The organism is Luteibacter sp. UNCMF331Sha3.1 (genome assembly GCF_900109915.1).
In the GTDB taxonomy this organism is placed as follows: domain Bacteria; phylum Pseudomonadota; class Gammaproteobacteria; order Xanthomonadales; family Rhodanobacteraceae; genus Luteibacter.
Genome location: NZ_FOBU01000001.1, coordinates 1,054,445 through 1,070,891, shown reverse-complemented (window position 1 = coordinate 1,070,891; position 16,447 = coordinate 1,054,445). Strand labels below are relative to the sequence as shown.

Here is a 16,447-nt window from a genome sequence, read left to right as displayed (position 1 = left end):
ATGACATTCCTCAAGAAGTTCGGCTCCGGCCTGCTCACGCTGCTGATCGTGGCGGTGTTCCTCGCGCTGTGGATCGTTCTGCCATGGCCCGTCATCGTCGCGGCGGCCGTGTTGCTCGCGCTGTGGATGGCGTTCACGCGTCGCGGCAGACAGACGTGGGAGGTGACCCGGGTCGGCCTCGCCACCGTCACCCAGCGTCTGGGTTCGTCGTCCGTCGTGGTCGTCGGCATCGCGGGCGTCGTCGGCGTGCTGGTGGCCATGCTCGCCATGAGCGAAGGCTTCGCGGAGACGCTGCGCTCCACGGGCAACGACCAGACGGCGATCGTGCTGCGCGGCGGTTCTCAGGCGGAACTCAACTCCATCCTCGACCGCGACAGTGCCAACGTCGTGATCCAGGCGCCAGGCGTGAAGAAGGACGCGCAGGGCAAGCCGATCGCGTCGGGCGAACTCGTGGTCGTCGCCAACCTGCCGCGCAAGGGCGATCCGAACAGCGATTCGAACGTGCCGATTCGCGGCGTGAGCGAAGACGTGTGGAACCTGCGCGGTCAGGTGAAGATCGTGGCGGGGCGCAAGTTCACGCCGGGACTGCGCGAGCTGATCGTCGGCAAGGGGGCGAGCGCGCAGTTCGAAGGCCTCGACGTCGGCAAGAGCATCCGGCTCGCGGGACAGACATGGACGGTGGTCGGTATCTTCGACTCCGGCGATGCGCTGGAATCCGAACTCTGGGGCGACACGCAGAGCGTGGCCTCCGCATACCGGCGCGGCAGCAGCGTGCAATCGGTGACGGTGCTGCTCGACTCGCCGAAGGCTTTCGACACGTTCAAGGCGTCACTCGCCGCAGATCCGCGCCTCAAGGTCGATGTCAGCACCACGCGCGAATACTTCGGCAAGCAGTCGGAAGGGCTCACGAAGGTGCTGCGCGCGGTGGGCATCACCGTCGGCATCATCATGGCGATCGGTGCCGTGTTCGGCGCGCTGAACACCATGTTCGCCGCGATTCAGGCACGTGCGCGCGAAATCGCCACGCTGCGCGCGATCGGCTTTCGCGGCTTGCCCGTGGTGGTGTCGATCATGCTGGAGACGATGCTGCTCGCGTTGCTGGGTGGACTGATCGGCGCAGGCATCGTCTGGGTGATCTTCAACGGCTACACTGCATCCACGCTCGGGGCGAACTTCAGCCAGGTGGTCTTCCGCTTCCACGTCAGCGCGGACCTGCTCTGGACCGGCATCAAGTGGGCGCTGGCCATCGGCTTCATCGGAGGGCTGTTTCCAGCACTGCGCGCCGCGCGTCTTCCGGTGACGACGGCGTTGCGCGAGCTGTAAGGCCCTCGTCGAAGCGCTGGCACGACGCGAGCGCACCGACGGCGACGCCGAAAAGCGTCGCCGCGCGCGCCAGCCACCACCGGCGGCATCGCGGACATCGAAAGCAACACGGTCCGATCTTCCGCACCCATCGCTCCGCGTTTCGAGAGAGGCGACGAGGCTAGGGACGCGATGGGCGCGGCGATATGGAAGTTTTCTCAAAAACGCGTGGGCGCGTGCGGAATGCGAAGCCCGTCACATTCGGCGGTCCAATCGGGAGCCCTGACTCTGGGGTCCTCACTGCGGGAGTCCTCACCGTGGCAATCCTCACTGTGGGAGCGCGCTTGCGCGCGAATGGGTGCTCGCCGCAAGACCCATCGCGCGCAAGCGCGCTCCCACACACCAGGTCGCGAAGGCTTCAGGCCTTCCGCACCCGCATCATCGTGATGATGCCCACGCCGACGAGGATGATCGCCATGCCGGCCAGCTCATACACGCCCACATGCTCGCCGGCGAGCAACACGCCGAACAGCACGGCCACCGGCGGATTCACATACGCGTAGCTGGTGGCAAGCGCAGGCCGCACGGTCTTCAGCACGTACAGATACGCACTGAACGCGACGATCGATCCGAACACGATGAGGTAGGCCAGCGCGAACGTGGCGCTCGGCTCCGGATGCGGCGGAAAGCGCTCGCCACGCAGCAGCGCGATGATCGCGAGCGAAACGCTGGCGCAGAGCATCTGCGCGGCCGTGTTCATCGGGCCGGACGGCATGTCCTGGCGCTTCGACCACACCGAGCCGAACGCCCACGACATCGCGGCGACGATCAGCGCGATGGCGCCAAGCGGCGCGCCGGACAATCCGGCACCGAGATTGAGCACGATGACGCCGGCGAAGCCGAGCAGGAGCCCGATCGTTTCGCCACGCGTGGGCCACTCGCGGTAGATGCCGCCGAAGACGGCGGCGAACAGCGGCATGCTCGCCACCGCGACGGCCGCGATGCCGGAACTCACCGACTGCTCCGCGAAGCACACGAGCCCATTGCCGCCGGCCAGCAGCAGCGTGCCGACGAAAGCCGCGTTCCGCCACTGGCGCGCCGTGGGCAACGCGGCACCCCGTATCCGCAGCACGGCGAACAGCAACACGCCGGCGACCGCGAAACGGATCGCCGCGAGGAGGAACGGCGGGTAGCTGACCAGCGCGTAGCGGATACCGAGGTAGGTCGATCCCCAGATCACGTACAGCGCGAACAGCGCCAGCGGCACCATCCAGCGGGGCTCGTTCACGACGGAAACAGGGCCCGGCATGGGCGTCGCGGTGGCGTCAGACATACGGTGGTCCGGGGCAGGGACGCACCGCGGGGCCGGTGCGAATCAGAGCTTGCCAAGATATCGCCGCCGACGGCCGGAGGGTAGCGAAACGTTCGACGGTCAGGCTTGAGCGGCTTTCATGGCGCGCTCGGTGGCCAGCAGCTGTTCCTTGATGCCCAGCCCCCAACGCCAGCCGCCGAGACTGCCGTCCTCGCGAATGATGCGGTGGCACGGCACCAGGAGCGCCAGCTTGTTGCTGCCGCACGCGCGGCCGATGGCGCGCGCCGCCTTCGGCACGCCCAGGGCGGCGGCGAGCTCGCCGTAGCTCAGGGTTTCGCCGCGCGGGATGCGGGTGAGGGCGTCCCAGACCCGCCACTGGAACGCCGTGGCGGCGACGTCGAGCGGCGGCATGGCGGGGACATCCGCATCGCTCCAGCCCAGGTCGTGGGCGACGCGGGCGATGATCGCGTCGAGCCATTCCTGGCGGCCGGCGTCGACACGCTCGCGCTCCGCATGAGGAAACTCAGCCGCCAGCCGTTCTTCGAGAGCGCGATCGTCCTCGCCCAGCGTGACGGAACAGATACCCTTCGCCGTCGTCGCGACCAGCAGCTGGCCGAGCGGCGTCGTCGTGGTGGTGAAACGGATGGACGCGCCGGCACCGCCTGCCCGATAACTCGCCGGGGTCATGCCCAGGTGGCGGTCGCTTTCTTCGTAGACACGGCTGCCGGAACCGAAACCGGCCTCGTAAACGGCGTCCGTGACTGCGGTGCCCTCGCGCAGCGCTTCGCGCAGCTGATCGAAGCGACGCGCACGCGCGTACTCGGCCGGGCTGACGCCGTAGCGACGGCGAAAGGCCCGCTGCAGGTGCGTGGGGCTGAGTCCCGCGACGACGGCGAGGCTGGCGAGGTCGCTGGCGCCGTCGTCGCGCTCGAGGGTGGCGCGGACGCGTTCGAGGGCATCGTCGGCGGCGGGACGCATGGCATGAGCCTGATTCATGGGGGCCTCCTTCATGGGAAGCCAGCGTAGGCGGGGCAACGCACCGCCACCATCCGCTTCTTGCGGACTCAGTGGTGGACGGGCTGACCCTGCGAAATGACCACGAACTCGCCCTCGAGCACGTCCGGCTGTTTCGGCGCGGCGGGCTGGGCCACGGTGGGGCGGCCACGCGCCATCTTCCACTGACGCACGGCGAAGAAGGCGAGGCCGCCCGCGAAGAGCACGCCGATCACCACGACGCCGAACACGAGCAACACGCCCACGGCAGCGAGGCCCAGCACCAGCGACAGGGCGCGGACGAGAGGATGACGCGAGCGGCGGATGGGCGGAAAAACGAAGCGCATTGGTTAAAAATCCGTATGGCACAATGACATGCGTATCAGCCTCTTTACCTTGGGGCATCCGAACCTCACAGACAAGTGCCATGACGACTACTACTCCCACCGCTCCCCTCTGCCTGCTGACCGACATTCCCGACGGGGGCGCCGTCGAAGTCGGTGCGCTCGTGGAGGGCGAGATGGAGTCGTTGCTGGTCTACCGGCACGGCGACGAAGCGCGCGCGTACTTCAACGTGTGTCCTCATGCGGGCCGGCGCCTCGACTACGCGCCCGGCAAGTTTCTGGTGCGCCACGGCACGATCGTCTGCGCCGCCCACGGCGCGAGCTTCACGGCCGACTCGGGTGAGTGCACGCAGGGGCCGTGCAAGGGAGAAAGCCTGCGGTCGCTCGCGGTGGGCGTGACCGACGGCGCCGTTCACCTCGTCTGAGAAATCGCTCAGCGGTACATCAGGTTGATGGTGACGAGGGTGATCGCCAGCACCAGGATGGTGAGCGGGATGCCGACCCGGAGGAAGTCCTTGCCGCGGTAGCCGCCGGGGCCCGCGACCATCATCAGGGCAGGGTGGCCGGACGACAGCAGGAACGTGTTGGACGACGAGACCGCCACGATCAGCGCATAGGCCGAGGGGTTGCCGCCCGTACTCACGGCCACGCTGATCGCGATCGGCACCATCATCACCGTGGCGCCGACGTTCGACATCACCTGCGAGAACAGCAGCGTCAGCACGGCGATCGACAGCTGCAGCGTCCACTGCGGCGCATGGCCGAGGGTGGCGAGCACTTCCTGGGCGATCCACGAGGCGGTGCCGGTGGAGTCCATCGACCAGCCCAGTGGAATGAGGCAGGCGGTGACGAAGATCGTCTTCCAGTTGATGGCCTTGTAGGCCTCGTCCATGTTCAGCACGCCCGTGAGCAGCATGCCCACGGCGCCGGTCATCATCGCCACGGACAGATCGAGGTGGGTGAACAGCGCGAGGCACTTGGCCAGCACGAAGAAGCCCACGGCCTGCCAGATCTTGCCGGGGCGCTGTTCCTCCTTCGGAATGTCGGTGACGACCACGATGTCGCGGTCTTCCTCCGCCAGCATCAGGTCGCGCCACTTGCTGTGCAGCACCAGGGTGTCGCCGGCCCGCAGCGTCACGGCGCGCACGTCTTCGCGGAAGACTTCGTCGCCGCGGTTCACGGCCAGCACCGAAATGCCGAAGCGCTTGCGCAGGCGAAGGTCGCCCACGGACTGCTTGATGAACCGCGAACTCGGCGGCACCACGGCCTCGGAAATACCCGCGCGCGTGGTGTTGAACTGCTCGCCGAGCTGGCGCATGCGCCACGACACGCGGCAGAGCTGGTTGTTGGCGAAGGCGTTGATCGCGTCGCGCGGCGCCAGCACGCCGAGCACCGTGCCCACCCAGATCATCTGATCCGAAGGCGGGGCGACGCGGCTCTCGTTGCCGTTCTTGATCGCCAGGATCAGGGGGGCGCCGTGGAGTTGTTCCACCTCGCCGATGCTCATGCCCACCAGCGGGCTCTCGGCCGTGACCGTGAGCTCGGCGGTCTCGCCAGCGATGCCGTAGGTGTCGGCGAAGTAGCTTTCCGTACGGCCGGGCGTCACCTTGAGGCGGTCGTCCTCGCGCTCGGGCAGCAGCTTCGGGGTGAAGAAATAGAAGAACAGCACGCCCACCACCGCCAGCACGAGACCGACCGGCGTCACGCTGAAGAGGCCGAATTTCGGCATCGTGTGCGCGCCCGGGGGCAGGTTGCTGTTGGCGCTGGCGATCAGGTCGTTGAGGACGATCAGCGGCGAGTTCGCGATCAGCGTGGTGTTGGTGGCCGTCAGGATGCAGAACGCCATGGGCAGCAGCAGCCGCGACATCGGCACGCCCGTGCGGGCGGAGAGGCGGCTGGTGACCGGGATCATCAGCGCGGCGAGGGCCTGGCTCGGAATGACGGCGCTGAAGAGGCTGGTGACGCTGTTCACCACCACGCCGAGGCGGGACTCGACGCCCCGGGCCATGCGCATGACGAAGGCGGCGGTGAGGTTGAGCACGCCGGCGCGGTCGAGGCCGGCGCCCATGATCATGATGGCGATGATGGCGATGACGGCGTTACCGGCGAAGCCGTTGAACACCTGGTCGCCGGGAATCAGCCCCGTGAGGCCGATGGTGACCACGACCAGCAGCGCGACCATGTCGGCCCGGATCCACTCCAGAACGAGCATGAGCATGGTGAAGCCCACCAGGCCCAGCACGAGGATCATTTCGGGAGTAAGGGTCAGTGCCACTTGCCGGCTGTCCGGATCCGGTCGATGGAAGCGTGCGGTGGCATGGCGCGGCCAGCTGCTGTTATTGCCGCAGGAGTATACGCGCAGAGGTTGGCTCGCGGCTGAAGCGGGTGGGAGCCAGCGGGCTGGCTCCCACCCGAGCCGTCATCGACTCAGGTTGCTCACCGCCAGATCCACGATGCTGTCGCCCCGTCCACTCATCACGGCCTTCAGCGCATACAGGCTGAAACCCTTGGCCTGCTCGGCGGTGATCTTCGGCGGCATCGCCAGCTCGAGGCGGTTGCTGACGACATCCAGCAACGCCGGACCCTCGTGCGAGAGCACCTCGGCGATCGCCGACTGCAGGTCGCTGGCGCGGGTAACGCGGCGCCCATGGATGCCCATGGCGTTCGCCATCGCCGCGAAATCCGGATTGTTCAGTTCGACGCCGGTCTCGACGTAGCCCGAGGCCTTCATCTCCAGCTCGACGAACCCGAGCGTGCCGTTGTTCAGCACGATCACCTTCACCGGGAGCCCCTGCTGGGCCAACGTGATGAAGTCGCCCATGAGCATGGAGAAGCCGCCGTCGCCGGAGAGCGAGATCACCTGCCGGTCCGGGAACGCCGCCTGCGCACCGATGGCCTGCGGCATCGCGTTGGCCATCGAGCCATGCACGAACGAGCCGAGCAACCGACGTTTGCCGTTCATGCGCAGGTAGCGTGCCGCCCAGATGGTGGGCGTACCGACGTCGCAGGTGAACACGGCATCCTCTTCGGCGAGATCGCTGACGAGTCGCGTCACTTGCTGCGGGTGGATGAGGTCGTGGCCGCCATCGATGCGTGCGAGTTCGTCGAGGCCTTCGCGCGCACGGGCGTAGTGGGCGAGGCAGCGATCGAGATGTCCGCGCAGGCGCTTCGGTTCGATGCGCGGGAGCAGCGCGCGGATCGTCTCGCCCACATCGCCGACGACGCCGAGATCGACGCGACAGCGGCGACCGATGTTGCCCGGACGGATGTCCACCTGCGCGATCGTCGCCTCTTCCGGATAGAACTGGCGATACGGGAAATCGGTGCCGAGCATCAGCAGCGTGTCGCAATCCTCCATCGCGTGATAGCCCGAACTGAAACCGATCAGGCCCGTCATGCCGACGTCGAACGGGTTGTCGTATTCGACGAATTCCTTGCCGCCGAGCGCATGCACGATCGGGGACTTCAGCGCTTCCGCAAGCGCGATGAGGTCGTCATGCGCGCCGGCGGTGCCGCGACCGCAGAGCAACGTCACGCGCTTGCCCGCGTTCAGCAGAGCGGCCAGTGCGTCGAGTTCGCGTTCGGCGGGGATCACCTTGGGTGCCGGCGGCAGCAGGCCCGCGACAGGCGTGACCTTCTTCACCGGCGACTTGCGCATCGCGACGTCGCCGGGAATCACCACCACCGCCACGCCACGTTGCCCCACCGCGGCACGAATGGCGGATTCGAGCACGCGCGGCATCTGCGACGCGTCCGACACCATTTCGCAATACACGCTGCACTCGCGGAAGAGTTCCGTCGGATGCGTCTCCTGGAAATACCCGCTGCCGATTTCCGAGCTGGGGATGTGCGCCGCGATCGCGAGCACCGGCGTGCGCGTGCGATGGCAATCGAACAGGCCGTTGATCAGATGCAGGTTGCCCGGACCGCAGCTGCCCGCGCAGACGGCGAGCTCGCCGGTGAGTTGCGCTTCGCCGCCCGCGGCGAACGCCGCCGACTCTTCATGCCGCACGTGTACCCACTCGATCGCATCGCGTTCGCGCAGCGAATCGGTGATGGCGTTGAGGCTGTCGCCTACGAGGCCATAGATGCGGCGAACACCCGCTTCTTCGAGGGTTTCCGCAATGAGGTCGGCGAGGTTGGAGATGGACATCGGATGGGGCTCCGGTCTGGGACGGTGAACCCCATGTTATGCGCCCTAATCAGTCAACAACCTGTCGTTGGGCCCTATCCATTCGTATAGGTAATCCCACACGCCGTGGCCCAGACGCGTGCCACGCCGCTCGAAGTGCGTTTCGATACGCCACGCGGGACGCTCGGCGACGGCACCGGGCCCGACGCGGTTGCGCCAGCCCGACGCGGCTTCCATGGTCTCGCGCATGTGCTCCGCATACGCTTCCCAGTCGGTGGCCAGATGCAGCAGGCCACCGGGCGCCATGCGCGAGGCCAGCAGTTCGACGAACGCGGGCTGCACGAGACGACGCTTGTTGTGACGCTTCTTGTGCCACGGATCCGGAAACCAGATGCGCACTTCGGAAAGGCTGCCGGGCGGGATCTCGTTCTCGAGCACTTCCACGGCGTCGTGCTTGTAGAGGCGCACGTTCGACGCGTCGCGCGCGGCGAGCGCGTTCATCAGCCGGCCGACACCGGGACCGTGCACTTCGACGCCGACGTAGTCGCGCGCCAGATCGTGCTCGCTCGCCCAGGCCAGCGCTTCGCCATTGCCGAAACCGATCTCGAGCACGCGCGGCGCGTCGCGCCCGAACGTGGCAGCCAGATCGCGCCCGTTGCCCGTGTAGTCGAGCCCGAAACGCGCCCAGTGGTCGTCGAACGCACGCTGCTGCGCCGGCGTCATACGCCCTTCGCGCAGCACGAAGCTACGAATACGTCGGTGAAAAGGGGCGTCGCCCGGAAGTTCGTCGTCTACCATCCGCCAATTCTACCGCGAGACCCGGCCCGCCTACCGAAGGGGTGGGAGCCAGCCCGCTGGCGAACCCGCGCAGCGGGCCACTGCACCTCACCGCCCATTCCCCCGCCATCCACCCCGCATAGGAACCCCCGTCCCCGGCTGATTCCCATTCCCCATCCCGGTCCCCGGCTGCGGAAAACGACTATTCGTCACCCCGGTGCCGGGCTGAATCGGCGGTGCATACCCACCGTTATTCCACCCACGATCATCGCGGTAACCCCGATCCGGCCGCGACGGTCGGTCAGGCGCAAGGTTCACACCAGCCCCGGCCGTCGTCCCACGACCCGGGACATTCCCCGGCGGCGCGGCCAGCGTCAACGACCCACCACGCCCAGGCCGGCCATCATGATCATGCCCGCCACCATGCCCATGCCCCGGACCGTCGTCGTCATGCCCGCCATGCCCCGAATACCCATGGCCACCACCGTGGTCGCCATACCCGCCATGGCCATAGCCACCGTTGTCATACCCGTAACCCGGCGGGTAGCCCCCACCGTAGCCGTAGCCATAGCCACTCTCGGAGACCGAGTTTCCGTACCCATCCTGCGTCTGATAACCCCCGCCCCCGACCGACACCTGCCCACCGACATAGAGCCGCGTGGGCTGAGGCAGCGATCCGGTACCGACGGTTTCCTTGCGCACGGGCGCGGAAGGCCCGGCGATGTAGCTCACCCCCGGCTTCGGCATATCGGCGGTAGAGACACTGCGCGACTGCGCCAGAACGGCACCGGAGCCAAGCACCAGCGCGACCGCGACCGAAAGCGACACCGAACGACGCATGACACGACCCTCCTGGGGATTCCCGCCCCGATTATGCGCCCAGCCCCCGCACGAGGCATTGGGCCTCCCGGACACGTTCAGCCAGCCGCCACCTTTCCCCCGCCGCCGCTGTCGTATTACCATCCCAGCCCGACGCGGGTGTAGCTCAATGGTAGAGCTGTAGCTTCCCAAGCTACTGACGAGGGTTCGATTCCCTTCACCCGCTCCAGCTTCCCTTACGATGCCGTCATCTGGCCATTGAAGGACCGGCCGCCTGTTGCGCCTGGTCTCGCTGTTGGGTTTGCTGCTGTTGCTCGGCCTGCGCCCGCTGTTGGACGTTGTTTTGCACATGCATGGGTGCTTCCTGACTGCTCTGTGACAGCGGGGTCTGGATGGCCTGCATCACGTTCATCTCGGCCAGCTGCTTGTAGGGTGAGTTGAGCTGCCGCTGGACAGCCCATGCCCTGCTTGCGTCGTCGCTCAGGACCACATGGTCGATGCGCTGCATGCCCGACGCTAAAGCGAAGGTTGTGAGGGTGCAGGCGACGTTCTGCGTGTGCGCACCAGGAGCGCGACCCTGGCTCTCGTCAATGCGGGCAAGGCATGCGTGCGCCCGCTCATACATCCCGTTGGCGGAATGGCGGGCATCGAGCAGGGTCGGCATGGATAGTGCCGCCTGGACATGGGTCTTGGCCTCAGTGATGGCGGCTTGCGTTGCCGGTCCTGCCGCGCCATCCGGCTTGAGCCCGTGCGCGGTCTGGAACGCCTCGACGGCTTCCTTGGTCTTTGCGCCGAAGTGCCGGTCAGGATGAATCGTGCTGCCGTCCCGTGCGGTAAAGCCCAAGGCGGCGAGGTCGGTCTGGAGCGCGCCAACGGCAGCGCCCTTGTTTTTCTCATGCAATACGCCGTGAGTGTCACCTTGCGTGTGCTTGTCGATCGATCCAGTTGCCGTTGACGCGATGTCGGAACGTGGGATCGAAATGTCGACCGGCCGCCTCGGCGATAGTCAGGCCCATGCTAACTTTGTGAGCGAAATTACCCGGCGAGCTATAGGACCGAGCGCATGAAGAAAAAGTTGATTGCTCGACTCATGCAGGAGCGCGTGGTCGGGGTCAGGAGCCACGAGGGGCACTTTTTCCGAGCTGACTTCGAGCACATCCTTCAAGGCGTGCTTCTCGAGTACGTACCGAGAGGTCTATACGTCACGAACTTCCGTTTTCCACTGTTCGACCCAGCAGGGCCGCACCTGTCGTACAGCAACCGGACACCAGGTAGTGGGTTCGTTGGGAAGGACGAGTTATCGGAGGAGGAGCTGGTCGACCATGTTTTGTCTGTTCCAGCGTTGCAGCAGTCATTGGTGATTGGCCCACCCATGAGTCTGATCCAGTTCATCGACTACTTGCCACGCCTTCAGAACGAGTACGCGCGGCTAATGCATGCCGCCGCATTGATTTTGCTCAGGCAAGAGGACGACGCGCTGCAAGTTATGGAAGCTATCGATCCCAAGCGCATCCATGCCAGTCAAAAAGGGAACTATGAGCTGCTCCTCACGTCGTTGAGGCAGCGGTCCCCTGATGCTCTGAATCTTCTGGAGCGTGCGCGCGATCAGAACATGCGTGCATTCGGATGTGCTGATCCGATGCGGGAAGGCGGTTTCGTTGAACGGGTCGGAAAACTAGTGCGCCGCAGAAAGTAGAAGGAATCACAGCCTGCATGTCCGGATTGGCGAACAACGCTAGCTACTACGATCCTTCAGCTGGACGTTATCTCCAGAGCGATCCAATCGGTCTAGAGGACGGGCTAAGTACTTATTCGTACGTAGGATCGGGGCCGTTGCAGAGAACGGACGCTAGCGGGCTTGCCTGCAATGGTCAAGGTCGCTGGAACACGGGTGAAGAGAGGGGCTACGCAGAGGCGGGTGATTGTAAGAGTTACTATGCTACGGCGTGTGCTGGGGGAGATACATATGCGTGTGCAGGGAGTAAGGTGGCGAACAATGTTGGTCTTCTTTCGGGGATAACCAATTACCGGCTTGCAATGTTGATTTCGGATCACATTCCTCCAGGGCAGACGTGCGCGTCGACGAGAGCGATCACGAATGAAAAGATGGAGGCGATTCGCAGAGCGCTAGTCGCTGCACGAGCCGCTCAACTGGATGCTGGAAATGCGTCGGCTGTTAACCACGTGGTCATAAGTGGTAAGTCGATTGCCGACTTCCATAATGACATCTTCAGGTCTATTGCAGGTGGCTCTGTGTCCTCTTTGGGAGTACCGGTCTTCGGAGGGGATCTTCCCCTGAGCAACGCCGCAGTTGGTTGGTGCCAGGCTCCGGCATGTCATCCGTAAATCTGGCTCGACGTCGTATATGGCAGGGGATGGTGGCCACCTCCCTTATCACTCCGCTCGCCTTTTTCCTTGGTCATGTTCTCTACTATGTCGCCGTCGGCTATAGCCGACCATGGCAAGCTTGGGCGCTTTCGTTAGGGTTCGTTTATCTTTTTGGCTTGCCAATCACGTTTACAGCAATGGTCTGCTTGGCGTGGCCATGGCTAAGGGCACTAGTGCGCTGGAATAAGTTGGCAATTGGGTATGTTTGCGCTGGTGCGGCGGCAATCGGCGCATTCATGTTCATTCTTGCAGTAGCGATGCTCAATGGCGACTGGCCCGGTTCGCCAAGTGCTTTTGTAGAACAGGTCGGTTTAGGGTTCATTACCGGTCTTCTTTCCGGCCTGATCTTCTCGCTGGCTGCGCGTGTGCCAGTTCGGCCGAGTTGACAGATGATCGTCCTCGGGCGGTAGTGGCTCGCGGCATCTGTGCGATGGATAAGGTTGGCCGTCGTCTATGTATGCGCTGGTACAGGCTGTGCAGGCGTGTCTGGCATGGCTCTGATTGTCCCAGGAGCCGCTATTGTGAGGAGGGGGGCTTTCGACCAGAGTGCGCTCGCAGATCAGCTATGTTCTGGCTTCGTGATCGGCTTGGTTTCCGGTCTCATTCTTTCTTGGCCGTGCGGGTCCCGTTACGTCGTGTCGTTTGAAGGGCCCGTGGACGTGGAGGTAACTTTTTTTCCGTCTCCGGAAAAGACTCTAGGCGATCAAGACCTGTGGTCGCTTGGGATTCTGGTTGGAAGAATCCGTAACGTCACTTCTTCGATCCTCAGGAATCGCCCGTCCTGCGCCGCCGCTCCGAAAAGAAACACCTCCTGACGAATCAGCTCGCCGTCGCGCGTGGCGATCTCGATGACGTGTCGCTCCGCATACCGTGTGCCGTCGACGAATTCATCGAGCACATCGACACGTACGTGCACCACGCGCGATCTGAGCTCGGCGATGCCGTCGGCAAATGCCTGACGATCGATCCACGCGCCATTGACGCGTTGCCGGAACGCAGTATCGAAATGTCGATCGACCGCGTCGGCTGTCGTCAGCTCGGGACGATTGAAAAGGTCGTGGATGGCATCACGGATACTGGGCATGGTGTGGCTCCTTATTCGTTCTGGCGCGACAGCGCGGGTGCGCGTGGACGACCTCGGGCGTATGCCTCATTCCACGATCAGAACGAGCTTGCCTTGAATGTGGCCCTGCGCCGCGCGCTCGTGTGCCTTCGCCGCGTCGGCGAGTGGCCAGCTACCGTCGATGACGACGCGGATCGCGCCGCTGTCGAGCAGGCTGGCGAGCTCCCGCAACTGCGCGCCATTCGACCGCACCTGCGTGGCCGAGACGGTGAGGCCGCGTTGTTCGGCTTCGGCCGCACCGGCGAAGCCCAGCGGGAAGACGGGGAAGAGAGCACCGCCGCGCTTGATGGTTTTCAGGAAGCGGCTGCTGGTGGGGCCGCCGACGGCATCGACAACGAGATCGACGTCGCGCAGCTCGTCTTCCGGTGTCGCGTTCGTGTAGTCGAGCACTTCGTCCGCGCCCAGGTCCTTAAGCATCGTCACGTGGCGCCCGGAGGCGATGGCGATCACACGCGCGCCTTTCAGCTTCGCGACCTGCACCAGGAAATGGCCGACGCCGCCGGCGGCGCCATTGATGACCACTGTCTTGCCCTTGAGGTCGACGGGACGATGCGGGCCGGGCTGCACGGCATTCGGTTCGTCGTGACCGAGATCGACGAGGAACTGCCATGCGGTCAGCAGGGACATGGGTGCCGCGGCCGCATGGGCGTGATCCACTCCGGCGGGCTTGAGGGCGAGTTCGCGCGCGGGAACGGTCACGTACTCGGCGTAGGCCCGGCTACCGCCGGCCATGCCCTCGGGAAAGCGCACCATGGCGTACACCTCGTCGCCGAGCGCGAAGCCCTCGACATCGTCGGCCACCGCAGTGACGACGCCGGAGATGTCGGTACCGAGGATGAGCGGGAACGTCGCAGCGGGGCGCCATTCCGGGGGAAGGGTCTTGTAGCCCTCGCGCAGGTACCAGTCGGGCGGGTTTATGCCGACGGCGCGGACCCGGACGAGCACTTCGCCCGGGCTGAGCCGGGGTACTGGCACGTCGTCATAACACAGCACGTCGGGACCGCCGAAGCCGTGCTGGACGACGGCTTTCATCATGGAAACGGGCATGACTTTCTCCTCGGAAGTCGTTGGGGTATCTTTACCGGAACACCGCTCCAAATATACGGAACGGTGTTCCGTATATCAAGGCTCCCCATGCGCGCCGACGCGAAAAAGAATTACGACCATCTCCTGTCGATTGCCCAGAAAGCCCTGCTCGAGCAGGGTGCCGACGTGTCGATGCGCGATATCGCGCGGCAGGCGGACGTGGGCGTGGGCACGCTGTATCGCCACTTTCCGACCAGGGAAGCTCTGCTGGACGCACTGCTCCGTTCCAGCTTCGACGACCTCGCAGGTAAGGCGAACGAGCTGAACGGCGCCGCCGAAACCGATAAGGCGCTGCTCGTTTGGCTGGAGGAGGTCATCGCGTTCACGCATGCGCACCGCGGCATTCTCGAGCCCATGATGAGTGCGATCGAGGACCCTGCCTCCGCGCTGCACGAGTCGTGCGTGCGCCTGAAGACCGCCGGCGCTTCGCTGCTCCGTCGGGCGCAGGCGGACGGCACCGCACGCCCCGACCTCGACGGCGCGGAACTCTTCGATCTCATCGCGGCCCTTGCGTGGCTGCGCGAGCAGCCGGCGCACGCACAGCGCGCGGCACGGCTTTTCAACGTCGTCGCGGGGGCGGTACTGAAGGCGCCGTGATCGCGCTACAGGTGTAGTACCATCCGGGCTCGTCCACCCGGAAAACGTGCATGATCCTCTCCGACACCGAGATGGATGTCCTCAAGGCCTTGTGGGAGCACAGCCCGCAAAGCGCGCGCGAGCTGCACGACGTGCTCGCCGAGCGCACCGGCTGGGCGGTATCGACCACGCGCACGGTGCTCGAGCGCATGCGTCAGAAAGAGCTCGTCGTTCGCGACGAGTCGCACGGGCTGGCCGTGTTCTCCCCGGCGCGGTCGAAGATCGAGGTGCTCGGCGAATCGCTGGATCATCTCTTCCGTCACGTCCTCGAGGTGTCCGGAAACGTTCCGCTGTCCGCGCTGACGGGCAGCGCGCTGCTCGACGAGAAAGAGCTTTCGGAACTCGAGCGCATGCTCAACCGCCGCAAACGACGCCCATGACCGCGACTGGGTTTCTCGCGGGATGCCTGGCGGCGCTGCTGGTCGGTGCCGGATGGCGGGTCGCGCTGTCGCTGGTTCGGGACGGCATGTCCGCGAAGACGCTGCATCGCCTGGCCGGTCTCGCTTTCTGGACCACGGCGGGTTTTCCGCTGGGCTTGCCGTGCGTTGCGTCGATCGCCGGTCCCGGGATCCGGACGACGTGGTGGACGATGGCCGCGCCGTTCCTTCCCGACGCGCTGCCGGCGCAGCCATGGATCGTCGACCTCGCGCATGTCGGCGCCGCGATGCTCGGCGCCGCCGGCTTGCTGAAACTGGTGCGTCTTGGCACGCGTCTCCATCGCGTCGCGATCGCGGCGACGGCGCTGCGCACGGCGGTTCCCGAGCGACGCGGCGTGGTGGCCGCCGATGTTCCGGGCCCCATGCTGGTGGGCTATCGCTGTCCCGTCGTCGTGCTTCCGGCCGCGCTCATGGTCAGTCCGACTCCCGTCGTCGACGCGCTCGTGCGCCACGAGCTGGCGCATGCGCGGCGTCACGATAACTGGCGCCTTCTCGCCGAGCATGTGGCGATGGCGATACTGCCATGGCTTCGCCCACTGTCGTGGATTCACGATGCGATGCTCTCGGCCCGCGAGGAACTCTGCGATGCCGACGCGCTCGCGCATGCCGACGACGCGACGCGCGAAGCCTACGCGCGCGTCTTGGTGGATGTCCTCCGCAACACGGCCGCAGCACCCGTCGGCGCGTCCGGGATGGCAGGCCATCTGCCTGCGCTGCAGCGTCGACTGGCGGCGATCCTCGATCCCGACGTCGTTTCGCCGACGCCATCGCGCACGCGCGCGTGCGCGGCGATCGTCATCGTCGTGGCCGCCACGGCGGCGACCGGTGGCATCGTCCACGCCGGGACCGCCGTCGAAGCCATCGCCGGGGAATATGGCCTCTCGATGCGATTCGTGGCGGAGGCGGGGCATGCACCGGGCAACTATCGCGTGACCACCGTCGGCGGCCCCATGCCAGCGACGGCGGATACCGTGCCGCACGGCGCGCCGTATCGCGTGGAGTTCGCGCAGGAGGCGAACGGTACGTGGCGGATGACGATGACCCCCGCCGGACGGCGCTGACGCCGCGCTTGAAGCCATGACGCTACAGGTGTAGCGT

Annotated in this window: 18 protein-coding genes and 1 tRNA gene; 9 read left to right on the top strand and 10 right to left on the bottom strand. The window is 65.6% G+C overall.

All coding sequences use genetic code 11. The features are described from left to right. Positions 1-1,323: an ABC transporter permease gene (locus BMX32_RS04690; protein WP_089975119.1), complete on the top strand. Its 1,323-nt coding sequence runs from the start codon at positions 1-3 to the stop codon at positions 1,321-1,323. A 397-nt stretch (positions 1,324-1,720) separates the two neighbouring features. Here BMX32_RS04690 and yedA read toward each other — a convergent pair whose 3' ends face one another. The 3 genes from yedA to BMX32_RS04675 form a co-directional block, all read right to left on the bottom strand. After that, positions 1,721-2,635 carry a drug/metabolite exporter YedA gene (gene yedA / locus BMX32_RS04685; RefSeq protein WP_089975116.1) on the bottom strand — a complete coding sequence of 305 codons (915 nt, stop codon included), beginning with the start codon at positions 2,633-2,635 and terminating at the stop codon, positions 1,721-1,723. Positions 2,636-2,734: 99 nt separating this feature from the next. After that, a complete protein-coding gene (locus BMX32_RS04680; RefSeq protein WP_089975111.1) occupies positions 2,735-3,610 on the bottom strand; it encodes a methylated-DNA--[protein]-cysteine S-methyltransferase in 876 nt (291 codons plus the stop codon). Between the two features lie 68 nt (positions 3,611-3,678). Next, the gene (locus tag BMX32_RS04675; RefSeq protein ID WP_089975105.1) at positions 3,679-3,954 is read right to left on the bottom strand and encodes a hypothetical protein; all 276 of its coding nucleotides are present in this window, start codon (positions 3,952-3,954) and stop codon (positions 3,679-3,681) included. A gap of 80 nt (positions 3,955-4,034) precedes the next feature. Between BMX32_RS04675 and BMX32_RS04670 the strand changes: the two genes are divergently transcribed. Next, on the top strand, positions 4,035-4,376 hold the full coding sequence (locus BMX32_RS04670) for a Rieske (2Fe-2S) protein (RefSeq protein WP_049808584.1): 342 nt from the start codon (positions 4,035-4,037) through the stop codon (positions 4,374-4,376). Positions 4,377-4,384: 8 nt separating this feature from the next. Here the strand turns inward: BMX32_RS04670 and BMX32_RS04665 are convergent, their stop codons facing one another. The 4 genes from BMX32_RS04665 to BMX32_RS18600 form a co-directional block, all read right to left on the bottom strand. Beyond that, a complete protein-coding gene (locus tag BMX32_RS04665; RefSeq protein ID WP_049808583.1) occupies positions 4,385-6,202 on the bottom strand; it encodes an SLC13 family permease in 1,818 nt (605 codons plus the stop codon). A 168-nt stretch (positions 6,203-6,370) separates the two neighbouring features. Then, entirely contained in the window at positions 6,371-8,104 is a 1,734-nt protein-coding gene (poxB, locus tag BMX32_RS04660; RefSeq protein WP_089975102.1) for a ubiquinone-dependent pyruvate dehydrogenase, read from the bottom strand. Between the two features lie 45 nt (positions 8,105-8,149). Continuing rightward, positions 8,150-8,881: a tRNA (guanosine(46)-N7)-methyltransferase TrmB gene (gene trmB / locus BMX32_RS04655; protein WP_089975098.1), complete on the bottom strand. Its 732-nt coding sequence runs from the start codon at positions 8,879-8,881 to the stop codon at positions 8,150-8,152. Positions 8,882-9,234: 353 nt separating this feature from the next. Next, on the bottom strand, positions 9,235-9,387 hold the full coding sequence (locus BMX32_RS18600; RefSeq protein ID WP_170843523.1) for a hypothetical protein: 153 nt from the start codon (positions 9,385-9,387) through the stop codon (positions 9,235-9,237). A gap of 447 nt (positions 9,388-9,834) precedes the next feature. Between BMX32_RS18600 and BMX32_RS04645 the strand changes: the two genes are divergently transcribed. Then, positions 9,835-9,908, top strand: a tRNA-Gly gene (locus BMX32_RS04645). Positions 9,909-9,926: 18 nt separating this feature from the next. Here BMX32_RS04645 and BMX32_RS04640 read toward each other — a convergent pair. Continuing rightward, positions 9,927-10,580 (bottom strand): peptidoglycan-binding domain-containing protein, encoded by a 654-nt coding sequence (locus tag BMX32_RS04640; protein ID WP_170843562.1) that lies wholly within the window; start codon positions 10,578-10,580, stop codon positions 9,927-9,929. 162 nt (positions 10,581-10,742) lie between these two features. Between BMX32_RS04640 and BMX32_RS04635 the strand changes: the two genes are divergently transcribed. From BMX32_RS04635 to BMX32_RS18395, 3 genes are read left to right on the top strand one after another with little or no spacing between them, the layout of a single operon-like run. After that, complete coding sequence (locus BMX32_RS04635; protein WP_089975089.1) at positions 10,743-11,375, top strand: hypothetical protein; 633 nt, start codon at positions 10,743-10,745, stop codon at positions 11,373-11,375. Positions 11,376-11,392: 17 nt separating this feature from the next. Next, positions 11,393-12,025 carry an RHS repeat-associated core domain-containing protein gene (locus BMX32_RS04630; protein ID WP_089975084.1) on the top strand — a complete coding sequence of 211 codons (633 nt, stop codon included), beginning with the start codon at positions 11,393-11,395 and terminating at the stop codon, positions 12,023-12,025. Next, positions 12,013-12,453: a hypothetical protein gene (locus BMX32_RS18395; protein WP_139206670.1), complete on the top strand. Its 441-nt coding sequence runs from the start codon at positions 12,013-12,015 to the stop codon at positions 12,451-12,453. Before BMX32_RS04630 ends, BMX32_RS18395 begins: the two co-directional genes overlap by 13 nt. A gap of 317 nt (positions 12,454-12,770) precedes the next feature. Here BMX32_RS18395 and BMX32_RS04625 read toward each other — a convergent pair whose 3' ends face one another. Beyond that, positions 12,771-13,151 (bottom strand): hypothetical protein, encoded by a 381-nt coding sequence (locus tag BMX32_RS04625; RefSeq protein WP_089975081.1) that lies wholly within the window; start codon positions 13,149-13,151, stop codon positions 12,771-12,773. Positions 13,152-13,217: 66 nt separating this feature from the next. After that, on the bottom strand, positions 13,218-14,237 hold the full coding sequence (locus BMX32_RS04620) for an NADP-dependent oxidoreductase (RefSeq protein ID WP_089975079.1): 1,020 nt from the start codon (positions 14,235-14,237) through the stop codon (positions 13,218-13,220). 87 nt (positions 14,238-14,324) lie between these two features. Between BMX32_RS04620 and BMX32_RS04615 the strand changes: the two genes are divergently transcribed. Genes BMX32_RS04615 through BMX32_RS04605 form a run of 3 tightly spaced genes read left to right on the top strand, consistent with a single transcriptional unit; the run spans position 14,325 to position 16,410 of the window. Continuing rightward, positions 14,325-14,873, top strand: coding sequence for a TetR/AcrR family transcriptional regulator (locus BMX32_RS04615; protein ID WP_089975076.1), 549 nt, complete (start codon positions 14,325-14,327; stop codon positions 14,871-14,873). Between the two features lie 50 nt (positions 14,874-14,923). Then, a complete protein-coding gene (locus tag BMX32_RS04610) occupies positions 14,924-15,292 on the top strand; it encodes a BlaI/MecI/CopY family transcriptional regulator (RefSeq protein ID WP_089975073.1) in 369 nt (122 codons plus the stop codon). Continuing rightward, positions 15,289-16,410, top strand: coding sequence for a M56 family metallopeptidase (locus BMX32_RS04605; protein ID WP_089975070.1), 1,122 nt, complete (start codon positions 15,289-15,291; stop codon positions 16,408-16,410). The genes BMX32_RS04610 and BMX32_RS04605 overlap by 4 nt, the downstream gene beginning before the upstream one ends. Positions 16,411-16,447: the final 37 nt, after the last annotated feature.